The following is a 25,033-nucleotide window of genomic DNA, read 5'->3' as shown; positions in this document are numbered from 1 at the left end:
CAGCCACCCGCAGGGTTGGTTAAAAACTACTTAATGGTCAGCACATCGCCAAAACCGGCACCATCAGACAAGTCGATGGCGCGGATACTCGGTACGAAGCGGTCGAGATTCGTGGTAACGTAATCCACGCTGCCGTCTGCCTTCATCACTTCTTCGGTGCTGCTGACCTGGGTTTTATGGGTACTGCCTTTGATCAGCAGCCGACGGCCGTCTGAAGCGGTCACAATGCCGCTGACCTGACCGGCGGCCAAAGCCAGTGCGGCATGCCATTTACCCAGTGCACACAGCGGCCGGCGTTTTTCCATGGCAGCGTCCTCCCGAAAAAAACGGTCGAAATGCGGCCACAGCGTTTGGTTCCCGGCACTTGAAAGCTCCGCAGACAAACCGGCAGCTTCAATCTTGCGGTTAATCGGCCGGAACGGTTTGACTGCTGCTTCGGGTACTTCGTACCAATAGTCGGTATCGGCCAGATGAACGGGGATGGCGGCTTCCTGCTGTAACAGCAGTTGCTGTTGCTGCTTGGCCAGTGCCTTACCGATGTTGCGGCCGGCTTTACCCATAATCACCAACTGGCGGTAGGTATCGACGGCAGCACGGTACATTCTCAGTTCGGTGAACCGGGAAGCGATGCCGGCCGTAAAGCGGTCGGTTAAGGCAGCCTCAGGAATAATCAGCACCAGAATGCCGCCTTCCTGCAGTACCGGCACCGTGCGGTTGAAGAATATTTCCTCCAAACGTTTGGTGCGTTCCGCGCTGAGGTTGTCGGCGGTGGAAAAGCCGTATGGCGGATTGAGAAACAGCAAACCCACGGTACGCGGTTGCAGGATGCAGTTTTCAATGTCGCTTTGGACAACGAAATCCAACATCCCGGCGGCCTCGAGTGCGCGCTTACCGTCCAGTTCCACCCCGAAACTGCGGCAGTGTGCACCGCAGCTGCCCAGGTGTTCGGCCAAGACAGCCAGTGCGGCACCGGTGCCGCAGCAGGGGTCGAAGATGCGGATATTGCCGCCGGCAATGTCCAGCCGCGCAGCAATGCCTTCCAGTGTGGCCGCATCGGTCGGGAAATAGCCGTTGTCGGCATGGTTGTGCGCGGTGCGCGGGTGCATCAGATGATTGGTGGAATTCATGGAAGCCTCCGTAGAAAAGGCGGAGGCTGCCCTAGGGGAAGCCCCCTGAGGGTTGAGAAGATGAAAAGTGGCATTTAGATATGCCACAGAGTGAAAAAAAACCGTAGCCGCACAAATGAGGTTGGTGATGTTTAACGGCAGCACCGAGACAGTGAAACGACTGTCGGCGTTGGAAACAGGTTTTTTCAGACGGCCTTAACTTGAGGCCGTCTGAAAAAACCTGCTCGAAAGCAGGTTGTAGAAACCGCCGGCTTGCGGCGGAAAATTCAGGCGCTTTCCGCTTCAATCTGCCGGGTCATGGCCTTGAAGTTCAAAAAACCGCGCGGATCATTACCCGGGCTGCAAGGCACCGGGCATTTGCGGCCGCTCTCGTGTTACAGGCAACCGTGCCGGCGGCGGCCTTTGGGGATGTATACCCATTTGCCGCTGCGTACCAGCGCCGCAACATAGGCGGCAAAATCTTTGTTGTTGCTGTATCGCATCTCAGCTCCTTGTAGTATCCGGAATATTTCAGACGGCCTGAAGGCCGTCTGAAACACACTTCATACCCAGGTAAAAAGGGATTACTGATCCAGCAGCCGTTTGGCCAACTGAACTTCGACAGAGTCCTCCGCCTGGTTGAGGATGTCCAAACCGGTATCCGGCATGTCGCCGGAGGTGGATTGGGCCACAGCGATTTTTTGCGCCATCAGTTCGAGACAGATTTGCTGGGCAGTCTCCATGTAGCCGGCAAAATACACCTTCACATGTTCCTTTTGGCCAATCCGCCAAGAGCGTCGTGCCGCCTGCATCAGGGTATAGACGTTGTAGCCGGTCTGCATGAAATAGATGGTCGGAAACGCCAACAAATCCAGGCCGGTTTTTACCAGTTCCGGATTGCAGATGACCACCTCGCAACCTTCGTCTAGGCGCGCGGCCACCCAATCTTCGCGCTCGTCGGCTTTGACCGATGCACGCATCACAGCCGCTTTGATGCCTTCCGCCTGTAACAGCTTCTGCAGACGCCCGGCGGTATCGCGGGTGTCGGTGTAGACGGTGTAGACCAGACATTTGCGTCCCTGAGCCAACTCCTCCTTGACCACGGACAGCAGGTCGGCCTCTTTGGGCGACGGTTCGGTTTCGTCAAAAACGGCTTCTGCTTCGAACAGCCGCTCGTTCCATCGTTTCCAAACCACCCGTTCCGGCTGGTGGCCGCAGTCCGGCCAAGCCAAGAGCGTATTGGTAACCACACCGGTAAGGGTGTTGTCGCCTTTGCCCAAAGCCTGTTTCAGCTTGTCCTGCAGCCTCAGACTCATGTTGCGGTAGATTTCTTCCTGTCGCGGTGTCATCGCCACCGGCCGGAAATTTTCCTCGTATGGTGGCAGGACTCCTTCGCCCAAATCCCTGAGCTTCAGAAACACAGTTATCGGCAGAATGTAGCGCATGATGCCCAAAGGGCCGAAGCCCGGTGCCTTGGCCGTGCGTACCGAAGTGCGCTTGGCTTTGGAACTGGTAAACGAACCGCCGTCGAACTCGCTGCCGTTGCTGCGGATGACCTCCTTGAGCACACCGTGCTGTCGCATAAACGCCATCGCCACCGTCCCCAAGGTGTTGGTTTTGTTGTAACCGAAGCCGTCGGCCAGCATGGCCTGAGGATTCAACCGCCACAGCAGGTAGAACAGGTCGTCGGCGTAACCGCCCATCAGGGTGCCGGTCAGACACAGCACCTTGCGGACACAGCGTGCCAATACCCCCATGGCCTGACCTTGTGCCGTACCGTAGTTCTTGTACTCATGGCCTTCGTCCACCACCATCAGTCCGAAGTAGCCTTTCGGCAGATAGCGTTTGATGAACTCGGTCGGTTGGTAGCCGCCTACACCCAAAGAGAACTCGGTTTTAGCCAAAGCCCGGTCCAACCGTGCCGCCTGACGGTCGTTGAACACAAATTCACCGTGTTCATCCATCAGATTGGCAAATGCCTGGATGTTGTTTTCCAGGATATCTGCCAGCATGGCTTCGCCGAACTGCGCTACCAGCTTCTGAGCCGTTTTAGGCCCCAAACCCGGCAGTGCGGCCACCGCGCCGATAACACGCTCGTACACGCTCTGCTGGACGGTGTTGCTGTCTTTACGGCACAAGGTCCACAAAGGTTCGCCGCAGTTGCGTTTGGCCGTGCAGAAACGTCTGGACTTGCCCAAAAATGCCTTTGCTTCAACTTCCGAATGGAAAGGCTCGCCTTCCTCATTCTTCAACTCGCGGCCGCATTTCGGACAACAAAACAGTCTTTCCGTACTGATAAAGTGCTTGCCTTCGGCGTAATCTTTCCGGTACTGCTTGCGCACCGCATACGCCGGCCGCCAGTGGTAGCCCATCCGCATCCTAACCCGTCCCAATACAAAAAACTCGGGAACAGTCGGTGCTTCGCGCATCTGGCGGATTTTAAGCAGCTTGGCCAGCGTATCGGTACCGTTGAGTACCCATACCCGTGCATCCGGCACGGTTTTGAGGATTTCACGCCGCCATTTGTAGACCAAATGGGGCGGACTCAGAACCAGCGTCCGGGATACGCCGGCGGCGTGGGCAACAGCGGCACAGGCAATGGCCATCATGGTTTTGCCCGTACCCATCTCGGCATTGATGACGGCCGCCGGTTGGTCTTCGACCAGCAGCAGTTGGTTGACCGCGCGCACCACTTCCCGTTGGGCAGGAAAGAGCCGGCGGGTCAAACCGTCCAGCACCGCCTCGTGGGCGGCATGGGTTTGGCCTTGGTACAGTGGCCGGTTTTGTTCGGTAACCGCCTCAAAGAGGCTGCCGCCGAAATCGTCCAAAAACTGAGACAGGGTCAAATCATTGCCGCGCAACTGTTCCAGCAGACGGTTGAATTGGTGTACGGCCTCGGTATGGCGCATATCCGGGGACAGAAATTTGAGTTCTTCGTAAAGCTCGTCTGTAGTCAACGGGTAATCGCAGGTTTGAAATTGCATGATGCAGCCTCCAAAAAAACGGGGACTGCACCCTTCGGGGAGCAGTCCCCAAAGGGTTGAAAAAGAAATGTTGCCAATCAGCGTAGATTGGCCAATGGAAAAAACAGATGCTCGTGCGCATCCGTCATCGAGATAAAACCAAAGTGCCGGTAAAACGCAACAGCTTGTTCATCTTTGGCCTCAACCACAAGCGCATAGGCTGCGATTTCAGCCCTGTCGATTCTTTTAAGTGCATCGGCCAGCAAAAGTGCGCCCAAACCCATGCCGCGATATTTCTCATCAACCGCCAAACGCCCCATTAATACGGCAGGAACCGTCGGGTAACGGGGCAGTTTTTTGCGATAAGATTCGGGAATGTTGATTTGCGCAACACCGGTGGCTGTCAGGGTATAGTACCCTGCAATATTTCCCATAGAATCAACAGCAACAAAACATTTTGCAACCCTGCGTTTCGCATCTTGGGTTGACTGTTGCTGCAAATAACGGTTTAACGGTTCCGAAGGGCTGTTGAACGCTTTTCTGTCATCCTTTGCGTCCAAAAGGCGGATGCAGACATCCGATAAGGCCATACTTATCCCCCGAACATCTCATCATGCTTTGCCAAAGCCCTGCTTAATGCCTCATTCGGTTTGGGTGGATCAAGCAGTGCTTCTGCAAACAGCAGTTGGTCGCGTTCGGAAAACATCAGGATTTCCGCTTCTGCGACAGCTCTTTGAGCAGCTTCGCGAGCGGTACTGATAACGAATTCGGACATACTTCTGCCTTGCAGCTCGGCTGCCCGCTTCAATAAGGCACGGGTATCTGCACTGATTCGGGCTTCGAAACGGCAGTCTGCATAGGTTGCCATATTAAATGCTCCCAACTGTTAGATTAAAATATTGTACGGAAATTATCCGTACAATTCAAGGTTAAGACAATACAACCCGCGCCCACTTCAGCATTTCGGCAGGCAGCGCATCAGGGCAGTCCAATACCGCTTTGGCCAAACAGTAATTGTCGACCTTTTGAGCGGCTTCCCCAAAGGTCAGGCCGCTGCCGATATAGTCGTCAAATGCCTGAACCTGGTGGTAAGAAGGTTCGCGGCTTTCCAGCCTGTCCGGAGCCAGCGCTTTCAGACGGCCTACGGCATCAGCGGTGATGAGTTCATCGGGATCGATGCCGGCAAACTCAAAGCAGGCTGCCATGTCGCCGGATTGACAGATGATGTCGCAACGGTGGTAGTCGGGGTAATGTGCCTCGACAAAATCCCAATCCAAATCAGGACGGGGTAAAGGGTTAGTGTGCATGGTACGCTCCTTACAGGGCGGAACTGCCGCCCTGACGGGTGCAGCCCGCAGACGGGTTGGAAAAAAGCCGTGGCCGCACAGATGCGGTCTGATGATGGTTAACGGCAGCATCAAAGACAGTAAAACGACTGTCGGCGTTGGAAACAGGTTTTTTAGCTGCACCGAGACCGTCTGAAAACGAGCCCTGCGGGTTTCAGCGCAGCTAAAAAACCTGCTCGAAAGCAGGTTGAGGTATGTTCGGGCTATGCTGCCGCCTTCTCATACCAGGTTTCGCCGTTGCAGAAACGTGCGGCTACACGGTATTCCTCGCAATAAGGGGAGACCAGTTCCTCATAACGCTGCCACAATACTTTCTCCAAAGCCTGCAGGCGTTTGGCGACGGCATCGCGGTGGCGTGCCAGTTGGGCTTCCGTAGCGATACGGCAGTCCGCATACTCCCTGAGGATGTCGCAGGCCATGCCGTCAACGTCTTCCGTGTCCCAATCATCCCAACGGTAAGCCGAGAAGTCGGTTTCCAGGTTGATTTGCTGGTCGATATTGACCCCGTCGTAATAGCCGTGCCGCATGATGATATCCATGGTCATCCGTATGTTATGGCCGTAAAACAGCGCATCCGCCGTGATTTCAGCCAGCTTGGTTCCGCCGTAATTACGGTCATGAAAGCCGTTGCGGGAATCGTCTGCAGCATCTGTGGTGGACTCTATTAAAAGTCTGCCGATACGGTGTTTTCGCCAACGTGGAGCGGTATCACGGTTGCGGTGCGGTTCGTCTGCACGGTGCTTGAAATCGGCGATGAAATCCTCGGTACAGAAACCGATGATGTCGCCGATACGTTCGTAATCATCCGGTTGCAGACGGTCTTCTGCGTCCATTCCTTCGTTGTAGGAATCCACATCGAAATCGGAGTAAGAGAGGCCGCTGACAACATCCAGACGGATATTGAACATGAAGTTTGAAGTACCCACGGTATTTCCTTTCAAAATAAAAGGGCATACCGCCCCTTGGGGAACGGTATCCCCACAGGGTTGGATAAAAGATATGACAATCCCACCGGCAGCGCGGGCTGTGGTGGGATTAAGGGTTGGTAAAAATTACTGCTTTTCCTGCTCTTGGTCTTCATCGCTCAGTTTGGACAGCTTAAAAATCGCTACCCACATGAGCACAATTACCAGAAGCAGAAACCAAGTCAGTGCAGTCATGGATTCTTCCTTTCATCGGATTTGTCCGGGTTGTCGGTTTGATTCTGAACAAGTTTGGATTCGTTCCGTGCCAAATGGTATACCAACACCTGAGCTGTATAACTTGCCAACAGCAGGGTCAGTACATTCAGGCAGCGGTTCCAGATGGAAGCACCGTCTATCCACAGATACGGCCCGATTGCGATAATCGAAGCCGAGGCGCTGTCTTCCAAAATTTTCAGCCACAAATCGAATATTCGTTTTGAAACGGGCTTGCGAAACGGAAACACAAGTCTTAAGAACTTCTTAAACATATGTTACCACCCCGCCAGACCAACTCAAAACTTTTTCCGGCAAAGAACCGGATAGTTCGTACATCATAAATGTATCTCCTCATTGAAAAAAGGCGGAGACACATCCTCCGGCGGCGAATATATCACCGCCGGTCGGGGTTGAAAGAAAGCCGTGGCCGCACGGATGCGGTTGATGATGGTTAACGGCAGCATCAAGACAGTAAAACGACTGTCAGCGTGTAATGGAGTTCAGTTTTTCGATAGCGGCTTCTTTATCTCCCCTGTAATCGAATAGATCCCAACGCTTGCTTAAATTGGTTTCATAAAGTTCGAAGGCTTCCAAATCGGGATTCTTTTTCAGTTCTTCAATTTTTTCCCACGCATCGGCTTCCCTGGCAAAAATTTCATGACCTGAATCATGTTTTAGCCAATAAATTAAGAAATATTTCATTCCCAGCCAAATTTCAAAAGGCCCTTCGGAATCATATCGGATATTGTTTTGATTAGACATTTCATTCTCCTCAAAGTAACAGGTTTTTTAGCTGCGCCGAGGCCGTCTGAAAACGAGCCCTGCGGGTTTCAGCGCAGCTAAAAAACCTGCTCGAAAGCAGGTTGGTAAAGCATCAATCAGCATATTTCAGTTCAATGACAGCAAAATCGTCAAACCATCCTTCTTCGATTTCTTCTTGGGCATCATGCGACATTAAAATCATGTCAATAACGCTCAATTCACTATCATTCAACAGAGCTGACCGACTTAATCGTTGTGCGCTGTTTCTTTCAGCACCGGTTGCAATTCTAGGCATATTTTTACTCTCATATGAAATACTTAAAATCGGCTCCAATGGCCGATACTGTAAAAAATACAGGGGTTAAAAAACAGATTTAGTCCTTACTCTTCTCGAGCAAATGACGGACGGCATTGACCAGCATCTCCTTCGAATCGGCAAATGCACCGGTGGCGCGGGATTCCTGATCCTCATCGCACAGATCGTAAAAAATCAGTGCGCGTTTCAGTTCTTCCAGCGCCGTGCTTTCCGGATGGACGCAACGGACACGTAACTCCGGAAATCGGTCAAGAACCTTGCAGGCCAGCTCACGCAGTTCAGCCGTTTCCCCGTCTCGGTGATAGGCTTCGATCATGTCGGCAAACAGCCGGAAATGCTTGCTGTCCAAGCGTGAAACGGTCAGCACCGGCATCGGATAGGTATAACCGTTGAACAGGCTGAGTATCAGCTGGCGGAATACTTCCGATGTGCCGTAATCGCCCATAATCAGGGCTTCGTTTTGGGTGTAGATTGACTGGGTCATGGTGGTTCTCCTAAAAAAAATCAAAATCAGGGAATACATGACCCCGTGGGGACGTGTATCCCCAATGGGTTGAAAAAATGCCGTGGCCGCACGAATGCGGTTGGTGATGTTTAACGGCAGCACCAAGACAGAAGGAACAGTCTGTCGGCTGTGTGAAACAGGCTTTTTGGCGATGCCGAGGCCGTCTGAAAACCATCAGCACCGCTAAAAAACCTGCTTGAGGCAGGTTTGAGGGCTACACATACTCCGTGTCATACAGCTGTCCGACTACTGCCGCTGCAGCATCGGCCAATGCGTGACTGAACACCTCTGGCCGCAGCAACGACACCGGATAGATGTTGTCGCTGATGCAGGGATGTGCTTCGGGTAGCAATACGGTTTCTTGGCCAACAGAGCCGTCATAAAGAAATTCGGAATTTCCGAAATCCGCAATCCGCAGGCTCTTGGGCAAGATGTCGCAGCGTTCATCCAGCTCGACCGTACAGTAAAAACGTACGGTTCCGCCGGCGATTTCAACCTCCAAATCCGCCTGTTTCCAGGCAACATCGTATGGGGCTGAATCGGTATAGACTTTCAGATAAATAAGAGGCTTCATCTCTGCTCCTGAAAGGGGATATGCCCTCGGGGCATATCCCCAAGGGGTTAAAGTCATCAGACGGTTAATACGCCGGTTTTAAGCAGGCTGCTGACCTGAAGGTCAAAATCATCCGGAATCCGGATGTGGCAGGCCTGTACACCGACCAAGGCTGCTTCGGCATTGATACCCGGCGGATAGTGGCGGACACAGCCCTGTTCCCGCAGGCGGGGCAGTATCTGTGCCGACCAGCCGTCCAGCAGCGGTATGTCGCTCAAACGGCTGACCGTCTGCCAAATACCTTCGGACAGGTCGGTATCGGTATTGTCCGATACCAGCCAGACCGTTTTGGTATCCAAGTCCTGCTGCACGATGTCGCCGGCGTAGACAAACGCATGAACCAGCACACCGTAAGGCTGTGTCTGGATTTTGGTCATGTGCTTGTAAAGACCGGAGAAATACCGTGCGGTCGAGCATGGCGGATACGCAGCAGCCGAATCCGGTTCGCGGAAGCCCAAACGCTCCTGACCGCTGAGGCCGTTGTTGTTCAAAACGGCCAACAGCGACAGCAGGTTGGCATCACGGCCGTAGAGTGATGCGAACATCAGCCGGTCGTTGAGGATGAAAAACGCGTCCGAAAACAAATCGTGCGATGAAGTTTGAAACAGCATGATTTGCCTCCTTATGCTGTTGCAGGATGCCAAGACCGGCTGTTGCCGTCGAAGCGGTAGCCGTGGGCTTTCATCCGGTCGCGTAATTCACGCAACGCCTGACGGTCTTCCATCGTGATGTCCAGCTTGACCGGTTCGGACGCGTCCAGTTTGAGCTGAAGCTGCGCCATATCCGATACCAGGTCTTCGTCAGACGGTATGATCGGTGCGGAGGTCGGTACAGCTTCGGCAGACACGGCAGCCTGAGTGGTTACAGCTTCCTCTTCGGCCACCATTTCGGCAACGGCCATAGCCGGGCTCGGAACGGTTTCCTCGGATTGCGCCATAATGCGCAGGGCTTCCCAGTCCAATTCGGCACACAGTTTGGTCCAAGTGCCGTTTTTCCATGAGACGCTCTGGTTGTAGATGCGCAGAATGGTGAACACACCGCTGTATGTGCCTTGTGAAAACTGCTCCAGCACACGGTTTTTCAGGTCGAACGTACCGATGTCGGTAATCAGTTCGGCGGCCATAAACACACCGTTACGGCCGTTTTTTTCAACAACATTCAAAGTAGCGGGAAGGGTAACAGACATGGTATATCTCCAAGAAAAGGGATATACCGCCCTAACGGGGTATATCCCCATAGGGTTGAACAGAAAAATTTGAAAGCAGCCTGATCAGGCTGCCAGAGCACGACGGATGGTTTCGGGACTCAGCCGAAAGCCCAAACGGGTCAGCAGGCGTTTGTCGGCCTGATGCAGTTGGCGGGCTTTCTGCCACAGTGCTTCGATTTCGAAGCCGCAGCGGAGCTGGTGGCCGCGCAGGCAGTATTGCTGTGCCAGCTCTTTTTCAGACGGCCCGAACAAGTGTCCGGAATCGTCTATCAAAAGCAGCCCGCTAGATGCAGCATGTACCGCTGTGCGGCGAGTGCCGGTGGGCAGATGGGTCAGAACCATACCTTTGCGGATATCCGCAGGTTTGATGGGGAGAACGCCGGTATTTCGGCGGGAAAGGAAATGAAACATGGTGCACTCCAAAAAAAGGGACACCAAACCCGCCGGGGAAGGTGCCCCGATGGGTTGAAAGAAAAGGCCGTAGATGTACGAATACACGCGCTGATGATTAACGGCTAGAGCAAGACAGATGAAGACGGCCTGTCAACCGGTAAAATGCAAGTTCTTCAAGGCAATCTCAGTAAAATTGACTTGAAGAACCCACATAAAAATGTGAGTTCGGGGCAAAAGCCCAGTTGAGCCCTGAAAAGCTGCACCGCATTGCAGGGGTGATAAGAACCGGATGTACGGTTGGGTTTAAATAGGGCTGTGGCAATCACGAATGACTGAACGTACTTTTAACACAGCTGTACGCAGACAGAAAACGGTCTGTCAACCGGGGAAGCTTACCCAAATGTTCTGTTCAAAAACGTTTGGGTAAGCCACCCTGAGGGTGGCTTAAAAAATGAACTTGGACAATCCAAGTATTCAAAAATAAAAAGTCCGAATTGTTAAGGAGCATTTATCTGCTTACGGATGCCCACACTGATATGGGCATCGGTAAGAAAACAAAATCAGGTTTAAAGCCAAGCTGTTTTTTACAAGGTTGCCTGCCCTTGTACTGCTTTAAAATTAAGAAGGGGTTCGTTCAGAAAATTAAACATCCGATGGTCAGGTGCTTAATTTTCTGAACGAATAGGGGAGTTTAAGAAGAGGAAGCCAAAAGGCTTCCTGCTTTCTTAATTACTGAGTCGGAGTTTCAGCCACTTCCTCAGTAGGGCGAGGGGTAGGGGCAGTATTGTCCGCATCGGTTTGAGATTGTTCGTCTTGTGACGATCGGTACCAAAATTCTCCGTTCACCTTGATGAACTTAAATTTCAGCAGTCGCGCATCGATGCTCAGCGTCTCAATTTTTTCACCGGTCTTGCGATCTTCGGTTTCAAATTTGATGGGCTGTAAATCACCTACACGAAATCCGACAATGACTGTCGGACGATCCTTCAACTGCGTGGCCTGCAAATTAGGAAATTCCTGAAGCAATTGCTCGAAGAGTTCCTTTGCATGACCACCAACGATACGCACGTCAAAACGTGTTTTATCGCCGGAATCGCCACGGGATGCCTGAATGGTAGCAGCATAGTAAGGATGGCCTTTTTTAGCTGTTACCGTACGGGGGCGGTTCAAGAAACCGATGCCGTCGGCAGTCAGATTGAAGTATTGGTTTTGGGTTTGATTAGATTGAGTCATGATATATCTCCATAAAAAACAGGGGATATATCAATCCCTATGAGGATAAATATATCCCCAAAGGGTTAATACGGCTTTTGCGAATGCCGTAACTGACTTAGAAGCCTTACCAAAGGCGGGTTGAAAGTATGTACCGCTAATCCGACGGATCGGATTTCATTCTCGAGCGGCTAAATGACGAGGCTTTTGAGAAAAGCCACAAAACGTACAATACGGCTTTAATATATGCTCAAATTTTCACACTGTCAACAGGGTAACTGTATTTTTTATGCACGGATGCAACAAAAAAAGACGGCATAAACAGATGCCGTCCAAACTGCTTGCTTGGCGTTAACCTTACAATTTTGAAAACAACTTGGAAAGCCATGAGTGCTTTCTACGGCGCAATGCTTCCAGTTTTTCTAAGGCTGCCGCCTTATCCAGGAGTAAAGTTTGAGAACCTTCCTGCCATTTCAACTCTGTCTCAAACAAATCTTCTTTCCAGCCTGCCGTGTCGTCCCGTCCAATCGATTTACGGGTGGGTTTGAGCCATATTTTCAAACCCTGTCGTCGGATTTCCTGTTCCAACTGCTGATAGATGCTAAAAAATTCCTCATCAATCTGGTAGTGGTTGATCACCACGCCATGTAACTGAGTTAAGCCTTGCTCATAAAAATAGAATCGTGCGATACAGGTTCGATGATTACCGTCATCATCGATGTAAAAGCGGCGGCCGTCCAAAGTTTTAAAATACATTGGAGGTTCTTTGGAGCAAGTGTCATGGTAGTAATGCGGGTTGCTTTCAAGCAAGGGCAAATTAAGATGCATCCTTTTGCCGTTTTGTAAGAGATGCAGCCATGAATGATTTTGGTAATCGGAATGAATCGTTCCAACCACGCTAAAAACATTGATACTCCCCTGCGAAGTCCAGTAATGTCGCGAGATAAACGGAGCCTTTTCCTGATAAGCAGCCTCATCCCACGGTTGAAGAATATCCTCTGCCCAAGCTGGCGGATGTTCGAGAACCCTGTCTAATAAAGACATGCTACCCCCTCCAGCTACGGTATCGTCCGGTATCTAAATGAATGAAGCTGTCGTATATGCCGATGCCGCCAACCTTGTAATACTGTGCCATTTGCTCCAGCTGCCCAAGCGTCACGCCGCGCATGGTAATGTCGACTGCTTTACCTCGCATGTGCAGTGAGTTTCGTGCAGCACCTTCTATAGAAGCGTTGCGGCGCGGTGTCCGATATGCACTGTTGATGGTAATAACCGGGTCAGGCCGTCCTGAAACCCGTGCCCATTCCTGCATAGCGTAAAGTAAGTTCAATAGTCCAATATCCATGCCAATCATAGCATTTTGATCTTTTGCATCACGTAACAACCAGCAGGCATGTCGGTATGCTTCAGGATCATATCTATTCTGACTGAAAAAGCGAATACTACTTTTCTCTCCTGTATCAGCTCGGCGAAAATCAATTAAACGATCTCTACTCCAAAAATCAGACATATTAGTCACGGCAAGAGCATCCTTTGGAAGCAAAATTCCCGCAGCGCCAGTAGCAACCATTCCTGCTAAGGCGGTCGTTTTATAAAGAAAATCACGACGGCTTAAGTTCATTATTCAGTCCTTAGTAAAGTAATACAAAGCTGCTCCAATAGCATAAACAATCAATGGGAATAAAACACTCAAGAGTAATCTGCTTTCCTTTAAATCATGTACTATACCCAAGTTTAATGCGTAAAAAGGGAAAATAACCAAAATTAGTAATTTTGCTCTTCTTTGCCTTACTGCAAAATAAGTTAGGAGAGCAAACGCTATAACGGTTATGACGAAGTATGTTTTAATAAAACCTATATCATGAATCATGTTCAGATATCCTTCTCTAAAATTAATGCCGATTCAAAACCATTTCATCATTGAAACACCTGTTAAACAATTAATTAGCATCTTCTTTAATAGCAACTGCTTTTCCAATAGGTAATAGAACTTTTATTTCTGCTTTACCTTGAATAAAATTAAGCCAATTGCGTTGAAGAAGATATACTAAAGTGGCTTTATTCGAACTATACCTGATTACCCAGTTAATTAAATAAACACCATACGCAAATATAAATCCAACTTCGTAGAGTTTTTGAAAACCTTCTTTAGTATTTATGAGTGCAACAATTTCATTAAATTGTTGCGACGATAGAAAAAAAGCCGACAATACAATTAAACCACCCATTGGCGCTAATGCGCCAATCAAGGCATTACCAAGCAAACGAAACTGAAATTTCAAAGTATGTGTAAGAAATTCAAAAAGTACCCATTTTCTAAAAAAATATTCTGACGTTGTCTGATAAAACGTATCTGCCGGAATTTTATAGGTATCATCAGATTCGAATGGAATGGGGGAGGCGATACTCCCAAAAATATAACCGTCCTGTTCTTCACCATTAAATAAGTAGAGCAATAGCTTCTTTTGCCATTTTGAAATTGTTGATTCCATTTTATGTCCATAACATTGTAACTATTCAAAATACTTACGCTTCGTATTCACAGAAGATCTTAAATGTTTCTTCTAAAAATCTTTCTTCCAATCCTTTTCTTTTTTTAAAAGGTCAAGTTTGATGTTTTGTGCTTCAATTTCGATATAAATGTCAGAAAGATGTTTAACTATCAAAAGTGTACCTGAACTTATGGCTATCAAAATTAGGGAAAGCAATATCTCAACAGCATTTTCTTTTTTAATGGATTGAATCAGTATGAATACTCCCAACCCTATTGGCATAGTAATCATTATTACGGTGATTAAATCAAACATTTTTGCGACCTCTAAAATCGTATCTTTAAGTAAATTCTCACTGCGCCCATTCAAAATGCTTACATTCTGGATACTTTGAACATCCCAAATTCAACGCTTTTTCCTGCAACGTACCGCCACAGTCAGGGAATGTATCACCGGCTTTGTGTTTGGCTGCGTTTTCGGTTGACCGGACGCTGCCGGTTTTGCCGCTTTCGGCCTTTTCGCTGCATCGGCTTTGGCCTGATCAACCAACTGCCGAATCAGGTCTTCCTGATAGGCCATAAAGTCCGCCATCGTCAATTTGCCCGATTCGATACCGGCCAAAGCCAGCTCCCATTTGGCGGTGGTAACGGGATCGGCCACCATTGCCGGTATTTGGCTAATCAGTTTGCGCCCCTTTTCGGTGGAAACGATTTTGCCTTTCTGCTTCTCGATGTAGCCCATCTCAAACAGGCGGTCGATGATATTGGCGCGGGTGGCTTCGGTTCCCAATCCTTCGGTACTGCGGAGGATTTTTTTAATCTGTTCGTCGTCCACGGTTTTGAGAAAATCGGACAGGGTTTGCATTTCATCCAGCAGCGTGGCTTCGGTAAAGCGCGGCGGTGGTGCGGTTTTCTTGGTTTCGGGATTGCTGCCGGTTACAACCAGTTGTTGGCCGTCTGAAACGGCCGGCAATACGGCGCTGTCGTTATCGTCACCGCCGTCTTCTTCTGTTTTGCCCAACCATGTTTTCCAGCCCAGGACTTTTGGGGTTTGGCCTGTGGCTTTGAATTGTTGCCCGCAGCTTTCTACCACAATGACGGTTGCGTCGTATTCGTAGTCGGGATAGAACTGGGCAATGTAACGGTTGCGTATCATCAGATAGATTTCCCTCTCGTTTTTATCCAATTGAGCCAAATTGAAGTTACTGACCTTGGTCGGAATAATCGCATGGTGCGAATGTTTGTTGACCTGAGTGTCGTTCCATACCCGCGACGGACGCTTGGGATCAGCTTTGGCCAACGCCGGTGCCAGGCTGCCGTCGATGGCCGCCATGGCCGTAAATACCTCGGCCACTTCGCTTTGCTGCGACTGAGGCAGATAACGGCACGGCGTACGCGGGTAGGAGGTAATTTTGTGTTTCTCGTACAGCTCTTGGGCAATTTTCAACACCTTTGAGGCAGATATCCCCAGTTTTTTGCCGGCTTCTTTCTGTAAGGCCGAAAGGCTGTACGGCAATGGAGCGGGTGTCTTTTTGCGATCGGTCTTAGCAGAAACGACAACACCTGCCGCATTGGCCAACTGTTTGGCCAAGTTTTCAACAAATGCTTTGTCAGTACACAGGCCGTCTGAATTTTTAAGGGATTCGGGTATCTGCCAAACCGCTGTAAAAACCTCTTTGGAGGCCGCCTGAAAGTCGGCACTCAAAACGTAATACGGATACGGTTGGAAGTTGTCGATAATGTGGTCGCGGCGTACTACGAGGTTCAGCGTCGGTGTCTGAATGCGGCCGATGGATAGAGTGTGTTCTTTTCCGAAACCTGCCGAGTATGCCACGGTGTATGCCCGGCTCAGGTTCATACCGACCAGCCAGTCCGCACGCCCCCGCGCCAGTCCGGCCTGATACAGGGGTTCCGTTTGCCGGCCAGGTTTGATGCTTGTCAAGGCTTTTTTAACCGATGCAGGATCTAGTCCGCTGGTCCAGAAACGCGATACCTTGCCCCGGTAGCCACAGTATTCCAGAATTTCGCGGCCGATAACTTCACCCTCACGGTCAGCATCTGTTGCAATAACAACTTCCCCGGCTTTGGCCAGCAGTCCTTTGATGATTTTGAACTGCTTGGCCGCCTTCGGCTGGATTTCCATTTTCCATTGCTGAGGCAGAACAGGAAGAGCAGTGATGTTGCCAAAATCAGCAAACTCCTCACCGTAAGCAGCAGGCATGGCTTGGCTTAAAATGTGTCCGAACGCCCAAGTCACGGCGGTATCACCTTTTTGGAAATAGCCGTCATAGCGGCCGTCCAGGACACCGAGTACTTTACCGATGTCTTTTGCCTGACTGGGTTTCTCGCAGAGGAATAAGCGCATCTCAAATCCCGATACTTTTTTTCAATTCAGAAAACACCCAAAGAAATACGGTATAAACAACCCAAGAGATACCTGCGAGCAAAGTTCCGTATAACAGAATGGTCCAGATAATATCTTTTGCTTCGGTCAGAATGGCCTTTACCCAGCAGGTTATCTCGTACCAAGCTGATGTCTTTTTCTCGGCCATGGTTACATCGGAATATCATCATCCGGCACATTATCCGAATCTTGATTTTTACCTGATGCAGGGTCACGGGCAGGGCGCAAGGAAATGCCTTCGATACGTTCATTTGGGACGATGAACAGATTTTTAACGCGTAGGACACGGGCGCGCACTTCTATGCCATCACGATTCGTATAGTTTTCGAAGCGCTCATCACCCTCAAGGAAAACGGGCATACCGGTTTTTAAGATTTTATGCAGGTGTGCGGCTTCACGGTTCCAATATTCGCAGTTAAGCCATTCGGTGGATACCGTTTCCCATTTGCCTTCTGCATTGCGTTTAAGGTTTGGAGAGGCAACAGAGAAATTAAGAACCATGCTGGGTTCACTGCTGTTTGGATTGGATACGGGGCGCAAGTCAAAATCTTTGCCAAGATTACCGCGCACAGAAAGTTGAACTGACATATTTTAGCTCCTGAAGAAGTAGGGAAAATATGGCAGAAAGAATTAGGGATAAAATACCCCATCATGAGATTAAGGATGGGGTATTATTGCAGGGTTCATGACATCTTGTCAAGAGATGGCCATGATTTTCAGACGGCCGCGCCGCCGGTCGGAAAACTGTAACGGGTGGTTACAGCTGTTAAGGGGCTTAACAGCCTCCGCGCGGCCCGGTTCTGTCAAGAGTCTTGACAGCGGTTAAGAAGCCACCGGCTGTCAAGAGTCTTGACAGGGTGTCTGCATGGCCATGATTTTCAGACGGCCGCGCCTGCCAACAAAAAAGGTTGTAACCGTAGGTTACAACCTTTCTCCATCTATATCTATCAGAGTTACTCGACTTTCTCGGTCATGAATTTCGGCAGATTATGCAAAGCCATTCTTTCATATTCAATCATCTTCTCAAAATAGGCTTTTGAATTGTATAGCGAGCTTAACTCCTGAGCAATTCCTCTGCTTCGGCAGTAAAAGTCTTTAAACGCATAATAGACGCGCATATGGAGTAAGCGCTCATCTAAAGAGGCATTTGCTTTATCAAGTGCATCGCTGACACCTTCCCAAGAGAATACGACTTGTCTTTTGATAACCGCTCTTCCCTCATATTGCGTACTGGTGAAATTCATAATCGGGATATGCAGCGTATCGGTATTCAGCTTCGGCATCCCTTTGTAACTGATGGGTGACTGCTGGTACATTATCCGCATTACAAACCGATAGCGCATACATTCCCGATAATATCCTTTAGCCTCTGTCACAAGGTTTGACAGCTCGTTCAGTTTTTCCTCTATCCTGGCTTCCAGTTCGGTTATCCCCCTTACCCTTAAAAGGCTTTTGCAGTAACATAAATCAAGTTGAGTTTTTCTGCGCCCGGTTTCGGTATGTTTTCTCTTGCCATCTGACATTTCTGTTCCACTCAAAGTTCTATCCGATCAAACATAATGGGCTGCATCCTAATAGGTTACAGCCCATTGATATTACTCGGCAAGTCCTTCTTCCTCCAACAGTGCCGCCAGCTTCTGTAATTCATCCGACTTCATTTTTTTCTGGATATATACCAGTGACGGCTGTTTTTCATACATCCACAGACTCATTGGCAAATGGGGCAATGCTCCTTGTTCTGTTGCCAGTTTCAGCTTCGCACGAGTGGCATCATCAAACAGACTGTCTCTTCGGATATTACGAATCGATCGGATTTCCATGACTACCGTATACAGGTAATTCAAAGTGCGTCTCATTAACCGACTGCCATTATAAAGTATGTCATTCCCTTGTTTATTCGACATCATGCCCTTAGTAGTCAGGGTTTTTACCGAACAGACAAACTGGTCGTAGTCCATCAGCATTTTAACCAGTTTAAAGCTGTATCCCCTGGTATTCATCAAACTCACTTCCACCGGGTCATCATTGCGGACAATCGAAATGCTCAAACCGCTGGCGGCCAGCTCCTGAATCTGTTTGTCTACCTCATTTTGGGCATCATGAAGATAGGCATTGATTTCCTGTATCTGCTCTTCAAGGCTGCAAAGGTGGTATTGGGCATACGGGTTGTCTGTCATAGCCGCACTGAACAGTTCCCCGCTCAGACTGAGTCCGTATTTGATACCCGGCCAGCGTGCCCCGTTTCGACGGTTATTGTTCCCCTCCCACATCCGAACCCCTTGCTTGGTATGCAGCAGAAATTTGTCACTGCCTGAGGAGGTCAGATTTCTGATTTTTCTAAAGCGGTCGTTTTCAGACGGCAGAATCTCGTAAGTCCCCCAAAGCAGATTACCTTTGTACTTATTGTTTTTGCCTAGGTAGTTCTTCAGGAGCAGTTCATGAGCCTTGAACACCTCCCACTCGGCAAACTGAGGGTCTTCTTCCGAGACCGCCTCAAACACTTTGTTGCCAAGCGATTCCGCTGCACGCGGCATATCGTAACCATTGCTGAACGGGGAGTTTTTGTTGCCGACCTTCAGATGAAACTCCTGATGGACATGGATACTCCCGGGTTTGATGACGTGCTGTTGTTTTAATTCCATATGCTCTTCCAATCTGTTACGTTTTTTGAATAGTAGGGGTTGTCACAAGCTGTGACAACCTGTGGTTATAGGGTCCGGATTTTCCCGGCGGCCACCGGCTTTAATGCTGCCGGAAGCACCCGTGGTATAGTTACGGTTCCCACACCTTTAACCAACCACGAAAGGAACAAAAATGTCCGAAGAACTGGAGAAAATCCGAGAACAACGGCAGTATCTGCTCAGACACCCTGTCAAGACTCTTGACAGCCGGTGGCTTCTTAACCGCTGTCAAGACTCTTGACAGAACCGGGCCGCGCGGAGGCTGTTAAGCCCCTTAACAGCTGTAACCCCCCGTTACAGTTTTCAGGCCGTCTGAAATTACGTTTATTTAGAATATGGCTTTCTTTTTTTGACCGCAGCCAGGGTGCTGGCGCGCAGTTCCTCTACAGACATCTGGTTTTTCTCAGAGTTACCGGATACTGATTTAGCCAATGCCGCTTTTTCCTGCTGCTCCCGGTTTCTGGCCATGGCTATACGGGCTTCTCGGACTTTGTGCGCCACCATGGCGGTGAACTCGCCTTGTCCTGCCAGTCTGCAGAATGTCATCAAAAGCCCCAAAGGGCTGTTGACCTGTTTCTGGCCTGCAATCTCATCCAGGATTTCCTGCATTTGCTGATGGTCGATATTCGGACAGAAACGGCTAAACAGCTGCGTAGCCTGAGCTTTCATGGTTGCATTGAATGTTTTCGGGTAAATCAAATCCGAAGAATCAACAACCACAACTTTTTCATCAGGCTTTACTGTCTTGTTGGGTAACACGGTTTTGTAGTTGTAGTTAAAAACACCTTTGTAATTTAAATATATAACAATCTGCCCATTTGTCGATTCTGAAACTGCCCATTTGTCGGAAATGAATTTCCTGTTTTGTGGTTTCTTAATTTCACCATTTGTCGATTCTGAATCCTCCCTTTTGTCGATTCTGAATGTCATATTTTCAGAGTGGGGAATATTCTCGGGCAAATCGGCTTGAAAGCCTTGCTCATCCATATTTGGCCCTTTCCGCCAATCTTTTTTGGCCCTTTCCGCCAATCTGCGAAATTCGGCCTTTTCGGACAATTTGCTACGACTTTCCTGTACAGGTGCATTCAACAGATTTCGTATGGTTTCCAAAATGGCACGGCCATTTACCAAGGTAAAAATCCGGCGGCTGGCCAGAAAATGTTTTTCAAAAATGAATTTCAAATCCTTAAGCCGGTTACGTGCGGTGCGCTGTGATTTATCGGACAACACAATCCGCTCCTGCCATTCAGCAGCCGTCAGCGACGAAAAGGCATGATGCTTGTGGGTGTTCAACTGGTTGACAGCATCCTGCAAAGCACAGGTCAACATCACTGCCGCATGGATGCAACCGGTCAGTGTGACCAAGTCACGGTGATAAGCAATACGCTTACTGAAATAGCGGCGGTAAAACAAAGAGCTTCTGTTTTGCAGTTCATCCAAGGTCAGTCCGACATTGCCACTATTGCCTCCATTCATACAGACGGCAGCGGACAGCTCATCCAAATTGACCTTGAGCGCCAAAGGCGCACCCACACCTTTTCGGCGTGTTTGAATCAGATTGAGCTTTTTCAGTTTATCTTTACAGGTATCCTGTTCTCGCGGTGTCAGGCCGGTTTCCTCCTGCATTTGTGAGATGGATTTGTAAATCCAGCCGTCACGTTGCGCAACCTCCTTGCTGACGCGTGTCCAATACAGCAACTGAGACAGCATGGCGGCAGCCTTAAGAGAGCCTGTAATCTCAATCAGACACCGGTATACCGCGATTGTGCGGCCGCCCTGAAGGGCTTCCCAGCACTGGGAGAGCTCCGCATTAAACAGGGACGGCGGGGGCAAGGTCAGTGTGGCCATCATTACGTCCTGTTCAAATATTGTGCGGTTAAAGTACCGAGCATCTTCAGACTGTACCGGCCGCTTCTGGTTGCAGGCATGCCTTCCAGCTTGATTTCGAGCAAACCGACTTTGCCCAGCTCAGCAATGGCGGTTTCCTGTTCGCGCCGGGATAAAACTGTCATTTCCGTCACATGGCCTTCAGCCATGCAAGTCCACGGCGACCATTCGCCACGGTCTTGGAAGGCGACATATCCGGTTTCATTCTGCAAAAATGACAAATACAGAACCGACTTGAACGACAAGCCCAAACCGGCCAGCGTTTTGAGGTGCAGTTTGTTGATGGATACCGGCGGCCCCCCGATCGCCGTCATGTCCCGTGTGCTGTGTTCACGGATGGTACGCTCCAGCAGCAGGTCGTCCAGCGTGAACAGGGAATCCGTCGGAAAGACGGTTCGCCTGTTCAGCAGCAGGCCTTTGGCCATCAGCTGCTGGCGGATATTGCGCCACTGCTTAGGGGTCAATCCTGCCTCATCGAATACGATGTCGTTATTGAGGGAAATCCATTCGCCGGGCATGCATTTTTCGGTGAAATAGCTCAAAAAGTAGCCCTGCGTCACAGACTGCATGGCTTCTGCAAACTGTTTGACATAGGTCGCCGGCTCTTCCCACAGGGCGGCCAGCCCCTTCAGTGTATGCTCACAATGGCCGGGAACAGGGAAGCCGGGTACAAACAAAGATGCTTTGATGTCGGTATTCATGCTTCACCTCCAAAATACTTATCGTCTGTAATAACTGTATACAGCTGACCCAAATCCAAATTCAGAAATTCGGCAGACAAGTTTTGGTAGCGCAGATACAGGTTTTTTTCTGACTGATTTTTTTGCCATGCCTTCAAAATCTGAAGTCTAGTATTCGTATCGGGCATTTTTAGACGGCCTCGGGATACGGGCATCCCCAATTCAAGACGAACCTTTTTGATTTCATCGAAACTGACCAAAGGGCACAAATCAATAATCATCTGGTTGCTGGCTTTACGGGTTACAAGCCAACGGACACGTTGAAGCTCTTCTTCATACTGCTGAACATTCTTTTCAAATACGTTCAGATTGTCCTGCAGACAGTCCAGATCAATCAGGTAGCTCACGACACCGATGGAGTGTTTGGCTAATTTTTCCAGTTGTTTGGTGTCCATCTGACGCAGCTTGGCCAAGGTCTGTTTATGCTCCCGCAATGCAATCGCATTGTATGAGGCTTCATTTTTAGAATGCGGCGCTGCGGCCAGCTTACTCAAAGCCAAGAAAGTATGGAGGCTGTCGGTGCTGGCCATGCGGTAGACCAAAGATTTGTTCTTAGCCATCATGCCGCCCCCCGTTGATTTGCCGCACAAGCAGGTGGATTTCGTCCAAAACAGCGCAGAAGGGATGATCCGCACGGGTTTGCCAGCCCAAGACACAGTTAATCAAAGCAGGGCGTTCGCCAATCCCGAAATTCAGAAACTCATCCCATTTGTCCGGATCGTGATAGGCGATACGGACCTTAGAATCTTCAGGGAGTGCCAGAATAGGATTGTCCGCATCATCAATATTGAGCATCAGCTCATCCAACCCGCACAGCTTCCACAAATAGGTAAACACATTACCGGCCTCGGCATGCAGGTTATCGACAATGAAAGGGGAAATTACATCAGGGTTGTTGGCAATCGCTGAAAAGTCCGGATATTCGATGTAGAAGCCAAGCGGGAAAGCGGGATTGCTTTTAAAACATTCGCCCAGGCCGACACGGTTCAGCCATTTTTTGACTGCGGTATGCAGGTTTTTGGTGATTTGTCCGGCTGTTCCAGCTTCCGCCGTATGAGCCGTCCCAGCCGGAGGGTCGACCTCCGGCCGCGCCGCGCCTGTCGGCGTGAAAGACACTGGCACAGTTTTGTTGGACACAGGTGTGCCGCCTGTGGCGGCAGGTGCAGCTTGGTGCTGCACTGCACCGGTTTCTTCAGCGTTTAATTTTGCAGAAGATGGATAATTTTCTAAGGAGTTTGAATCAGATTCCGAATATTGGATGTCAATTGAGTCAGTTTTATCTTCATCAATAAAGGCGGCTGTGCCATATACTGCTTCAAAGCGGCCGCTGACAAAATCGAGCAGGGCGGTCACATCCAAAGTGTCCGCTGTGAATTGTTCGTGCCACTGTTCCAGAATATCCGACCATGTTGCGAGGAAGCCGTCGGCCTCACCGGCTTTTTTGGCTGCAGCTGCCATGGCTGTATGCAATTTTTTGATTTCTGATACCTTCGGATTTGACAGTTCATAGGCATAACGACCCAGTTCCTGTAAAGAATCTGAGGCAAAGAAGAACAGGCTTAACGCTTGGTATGAGACAATCAAACCGGCCGCACCAAACATCACCTCCAATTCGCGCAGGGAAAGGCGTTTGTCGCTCTCATCCTGAAAAATATCGCGGACTTCCGCATAAGCACAGGCCTTATCCCAAAAGCACATCTCTGCACGCTGCTCATTTTCGATTAAATGGGCGATCTGAAGATCGGTTTCGTTTGTATAGGCCACGTAGAAACAGGGAATGTTTCGGAAACGGCTTTCTTCTGTTTCCTGATACAGTTCCCGCATGATTTTCAAACGTGTATTGCCCCCTTGAGCCAGAACATAATGGTTTTCTCCCGGACGCTGGGTCACATGCACAGGCTGTTGGATACCGGTGGCACGGATGGATTCTTTGATGGCAGCGTAGCTGGCCTCATCATGTTGGCGGCGCGGGTTTTTGTCGAAAAACTCGATTTCTGCCACCGGCAGCTGCATGAACATGCCGTTAGCCATGGCCGGTTTGTCATTTAAGAGCATGTTTGTCTGAACCGGGGTACCGATATGGAGGCTTAAACCGGCCACACCTTGGGTCAATTGATTTCCATTCATGACAATACCTCCGCAGATTTTTCTTCAGGCAGCAGGGTGGTCATGTTGTTGAAACAGCTTCCGCGCAGTTGACGTTCTTGGATCCCTGGGAAAATTTCGTAAACAATATTGTGCATCACCTCATAGGCAGGCATCAGCTTGCCCGGGTGCTGCTGCTCATGGCAATGCACAGGGATACGCAATGTTGCCGCTTCTTTATACGACTTTGCTTCCGGAACGGTGGTTTGGAGCAGCTTTTTACGGTCATCGAGTGACACACTGAAAAATTCGCGGATTTCTTGGGCAATCAGTTTTGCATCTTTGCTGCGGTCTTGAGCGTAGATAATGGCACGCAGCTGTGGGGTGCCAAGTCCCATTACTTCACCTTGAGCCAGTCGTGACAAAGCTTCCTGAGTACCGGTGACGAACTCACGGGCACTGAGGATTTCAGGCATGATAGGAGTAATCAGACAGCTGGCGGCGAAGGAAGCTGCATCCTGCAAGGCACCGACTGCGCCTTGCGTATCGATTAAAATGACATCGTAATTATTTTGAAAGAAAGGATTTTGGAATTTGGCTTTCAACAAGAAAGCACGGTCGGCACGATTGGCGATTTTGGTTTGGATATCGGCCGAGATATTGTTGGAAATGATGATATCCAGATTTGGGAAAATCGTATTGGACACTGTTGAGCGTACATTGGTATCAGAATTATCGCCAAGCAGCAATTCTACGATACCGTTAGGTGCACGGTAGTTGAGCGGATAATACTTGGAAAGTGACGGTTGAACATCGGCATCAACCATGAGGACACGCAGGCCGATATCGGCCAGTACAGCCGAGGCATTTGCCAGCAAAGTGGTTTTGCCGACCCCGCCTTTGGTTGAGGTGGCGGCTAAAATTACGGGTGCAGACATAATTTATCCTTACTATTGAAAAATGGAAGTTAATAAAAATAAATTTCCATCTTTTACCCAAAAAAGGGGGATAAATAATGCCTTTTGACGGTGGGATGCCGTTGCCAAATTCAGACACTTCGGAGCCTCAGTCTAAAATTTAACATAATATACATTATGCGAAATCAAAGAACGCTGCCTTTGGTAAAATCTCCAAACCGGCG

General features: G+C 49.5%; 28 protein-coding genes. All 28 read right to left on the bottom strand.

The window, feature by feature from the left end; genetic code table 11:
- Positions 1-26 precede the first annotated feature (26 nt).
- Positions 27-1,127 carry a DUF6094 domain-containing protein gene (locus H4O27_RS06360; protein ID WP_165007828.1) on the bottom strand — a complete coding sequence of 367 codons (1,101 nt, stop codon included), beginning with the start codon at positions 1,125-1,127 and terminating at the stop codon, positions 27-29.
- A gap of 563 nt (positions 1,128-1,690) precedes the next feature.
- Positions 1,691-4,015, bottom strand: a complete 2,325-nt coding sequence (locus H4O27_RS06350; protein WP_165007846.1) for an SNF2-related protein — start codon at positions 4,013-4,015, stop codon at positions 1,691-1,693.
- A gap of 152 nt (positions 4,016-4,167) precedes the next feature.
- Entirely contained in the window at positions 4,168-4,659 is a 492-nt protein-coding gene (locus tag H4O27_RS06345; RefSeq protein WP_165007826.1) for a GNAT family N-acetyltransferase, read from the bottom strand.
- A gap of 2 nt (positions 4,660-4,661) precedes the next feature.
- Positions 4,662-4,937, bottom strand: coding sequence for a type II toxin-antitoxin system TacA family antitoxin (locus H4O27_RS06340; protein ID WP_165007824.1), 276 nt, complete (start codon positions 4,935-4,937; stop codon positions 4,662-4,664).
- A 61-nt stretch (positions 4,938-4,998) separates the two neighbouring features.
- Positions 4,999-5,376: a hypothetical protein gene (locus H4O27_RS06335; protein ID WP_165007822.1), complete on the bottom strand. Its 378-nt coding sequence runs from the start codon at positions 5,374-5,376 to the stop codon at positions 4,999-5,001.
- A gap of 242 nt (positions 5,377-5,618) precedes the next feature.
- Positions 5,619-6,341, bottom strand: a complete 723-nt coding sequence (locus tag H4O27_RS06330) for a hypothetical protein (RefSeq protein ID WP_165007820.1) — start codon at positions 6,339-6,341, stop codon at positions 5,619-5,621.
- Between the two features lie 230 nt (positions 6,342-6,571).
- Complete coding sequence (locus H4O27_RS06325; RefSeq protein WP_165007818.1) at positions 6,572-6,802, bottom strand: hypothetical protein; 231 nt, start codon at positions 6,800-6,802, stop codon at positions 6,572-6,574.
- Positions 6,803-7,079: 277 nt separating this feature from the next.
- The gene (locus H4O27_RS06320; RefSeq protein WP_165007816.1) at positions 7,080-7,358 is read right to left on the bottom strand and encodes a hypothetical protein; all 279 of its coding nucleotides are present in this window, start codon (positions 7,356-7,358) and stop codon (positions 7,080-7,082) included.
- 112 nt (positions 7,359-7,470) lie between these two features.
- Positions 7,471-7,692, bottom strand: a complete 222-nt coding sequence (locus H4O27_RS06315; protein WP_165007814.1) for a hypothetical protein — start codon at positions 7,690-7,692, stop codon at positions 7,471-7,473.
- 40 nt (positions 7,693-7,732) lie between these two features.
- Entirely contained in the window at positions 7,733-8,158 is a 426-nt protein-coding gene (locus H4O27_RS06310) for a hypothetical protein (RefSeq protein ID WP_165007812.1), read from the bottom strand.
- Positions 8,159-8,393: 235 nt separating this feature from the next.
- A complete protein-coding gene (locus H4O27_RS06305) occupies positions 8,394-8,753 on the bottom strand; it encodes a hypothetical protein (protein ID WP_165007810.1) in 360 nt (119 codons plus the stop codon).
- A gap of 56 nt (positions 8,754-8,809) precedes the next feature.
- Positions 8,810-9,403, bottom strand: coding sequence for a hypothetical protein (locus H4O27_RS06300; RefSeq protein WP_165007808.1), 594 nt, complete (start codon positions 9,401-9,403; stop codon positions 8,810-8,812).
- Positions 9,404-9,414: 11 nt separating this feature from the next.
- Positions 9,415-9,978 carry a DUF3275 family protein gene (locus tag H4O27_RS06295; RefSeq protein WP_165007806.1) on the bottom strand — a complete coding sequence of 188 codons (564 nt, stop codon included), beginning with the start codon at positions 9,976-9,978 and terminating at the stop codon, positions 9,415-9,417.
- Between the two features lie 84 nt (positions 9,979-10,062).
- Entirely contained in the window at positions 10,063-10,410 is a 348-nt protein-coding gene (locus H4O27_RS06290; protein WP_165007804.1) for a hypothetical protein, read from the bottom strand.
- A 711-nt stretch (positions 10,411-11,121) separates the two neighbouring features.
- A complete protein-coding gene (locus tag H4O27_RS06285) occupies positions 11,122-11,625 on the bottom strand; it encodes a DUF3577 domain-containing protein (RefSeq protein ID WP_165007802.1) in 504 nt (167 codons plus the stop codon).
- A 336-nt stretch (positions 11,626-11,961) separates the two neighbouring features.
- Entirely contained in the window at positions 11,962-12,648 is a 687-nt protein-coding gene (locus H4O27_RS06280) for a hypothetical protein (RefSeq protein ID WP_165007800.1), read from the bottom strand.
- A gap of 1 nt (position 12,649) precedes the next feature.
- Positions 12,650-13,225: a YcbK family protein gene (locus tag H4O27_RS06275; protein WP_165007798.1), complete on the bottom strand. Its 576-nt coding sequence runs from the start codon at positions 13,223-13,225 to the stop codon at positions 12,650-12,652.
- 319 nt (positions 13,226-13,544) lie between these two features.
- Entirely contained in the window at positions 13,545-14,096 is a 552-nt protein-coding gene (locus H4O27_RS06270; protein ID WP_165007796.1) for a hypothetical protein, read from the bottom strand.
- A gap of 72 nt (positions 14,097-14,168) precedes the next feature.
- Positions 14,169-14,465, bottom strand: coding sequence for a hypothetical protein (locus tag H4O27_RS06265; RefSeq protein ID WP_165007794.1), 297 nt, complete (start codon positions 14,463-14,465; stop codon positions 14,169-14,171).
- 36 nt (positions 14,466-14,501) lie between these two features.
- Complete coding sequence (locus H4O27_RS06260; protein WP_165007792.1) at positions 14,502-16,460, bottom strand: DNA topoisomerase 3; 1,959 nt, start codon at positions 16,458-16,460, stop codon at positions 14,502-14,504.
- Positions 16,461-16,649: 189 nt separating this feature from the next.
- Positions 16,650-17,087 (bottom strand): single-stranded DNA-binding protein, encoded by a 438-nt coding sequence (locus H4O27_RS06255; RefSeq protein WP_165007790.1) that lies wholly within the window; start codon positions 17,085-17,087, stop codon positions 16,650-16,652.
- Positions 17,088-17,452: 365 nt separating this feature from the next.
- Positions 17,453-18,037, bottom strand: coding sequence for a hypothetical protein (locus H4O27_RS06250; RefSeq protein ID WP_165007788.1), 585 nt, complete (start codon positions 18,035-18,037; stop codon positions 17,453-17,455).
- 57 nt (positions 18,038-18,094) lie between these two features.
- Positions 18,095-19,141: an AcaB family transcriptional regulator gene (locus tag H4O27_RS06245; protein WP_165007786.1), complete on the bottom strand. Its 1,047-nt coding sequence runs from the start codon at positions 19,139-19,141 to the stop codon at positions 18,095-18,097.
- 363 nt (positions 19,142-19,504) lie between these two features.
- Entirely contained in the window at positions 19,505-21,031 is a 1,527-nt protein-coding gene (locus tag H4O27_RS06240) for a hypothetical protein (protein WP_165007784.1), read from the bottom strand.
- Positions 21,031-21,768, bottom strand: a complete 738-nt coding sequence (locus H4O27_RS06235) for a hypothetical protein (RefSeq protein ID WP_165007782.1) — start codon at positions 21,766-21,768, stop codon at positions 21,031-21,033. Before H4O27_RS06235 ends, H4O27_RS06240 begins: the two co-directional genes overlap by 1 nt.
- Entirely contained in the window at positions 21,765-22,370 is a 606-nt protein-coding gene (locus tag H4O27_RS06230) for an STY4526/YPO1902 family pathogenicity island replication protein (protein WP_165007780.1), read from the bottom strand. Before H4O27_RS06230 ends, H4O27_RS06235 begins: the two co-directional genes overlap by 4 nt.
- Complete coding sequence (locus tag H4O27_RS06225; protein WP_165007778.1) at positions 22,360-23,934, bottom strand: ParB family protein; 1,575 nt, start codon at positions 23,932-23,934, stop codon at positions 22,360-22,362. The genes H4O27_RS06230 and H4O27_RS06225 overlap by 11 nt, the downstream gene beginning before the upstream one ends.
- On the bottom strand, positions 23,931-24,830 hold the full coding sequence (locus H4O27_RS06220) for a ParA family protein (protein ID WP_165007776.1): 900 nt from the start codon (positions 24,828-24,830) through the stop codon (positions 23,931-23,933). The genes H4O27_RS06225 and H4O27_RS06220 overlap by 4 nt, the downstream gene beginning before the upstream one ends.
- Positions 24,831-25,033 lie beyond the last annotated feature (203 nt).

This window comes from Neisseria yangbaofengii (genome assembly GCF_014898075.1).
In the GTDB taxonomy this organism is placed as follows: Bacteria; Pseudomonadota; Gammaproteobacteria; order Burkholderiales; family Neisseriaceae; genus Neisseria; species Neisseria yangbaofengii.
Note: the sequence above shows the minus strand (reverse complement) of the source record. Positions and strands in the feature narration are given on the sequence as shown.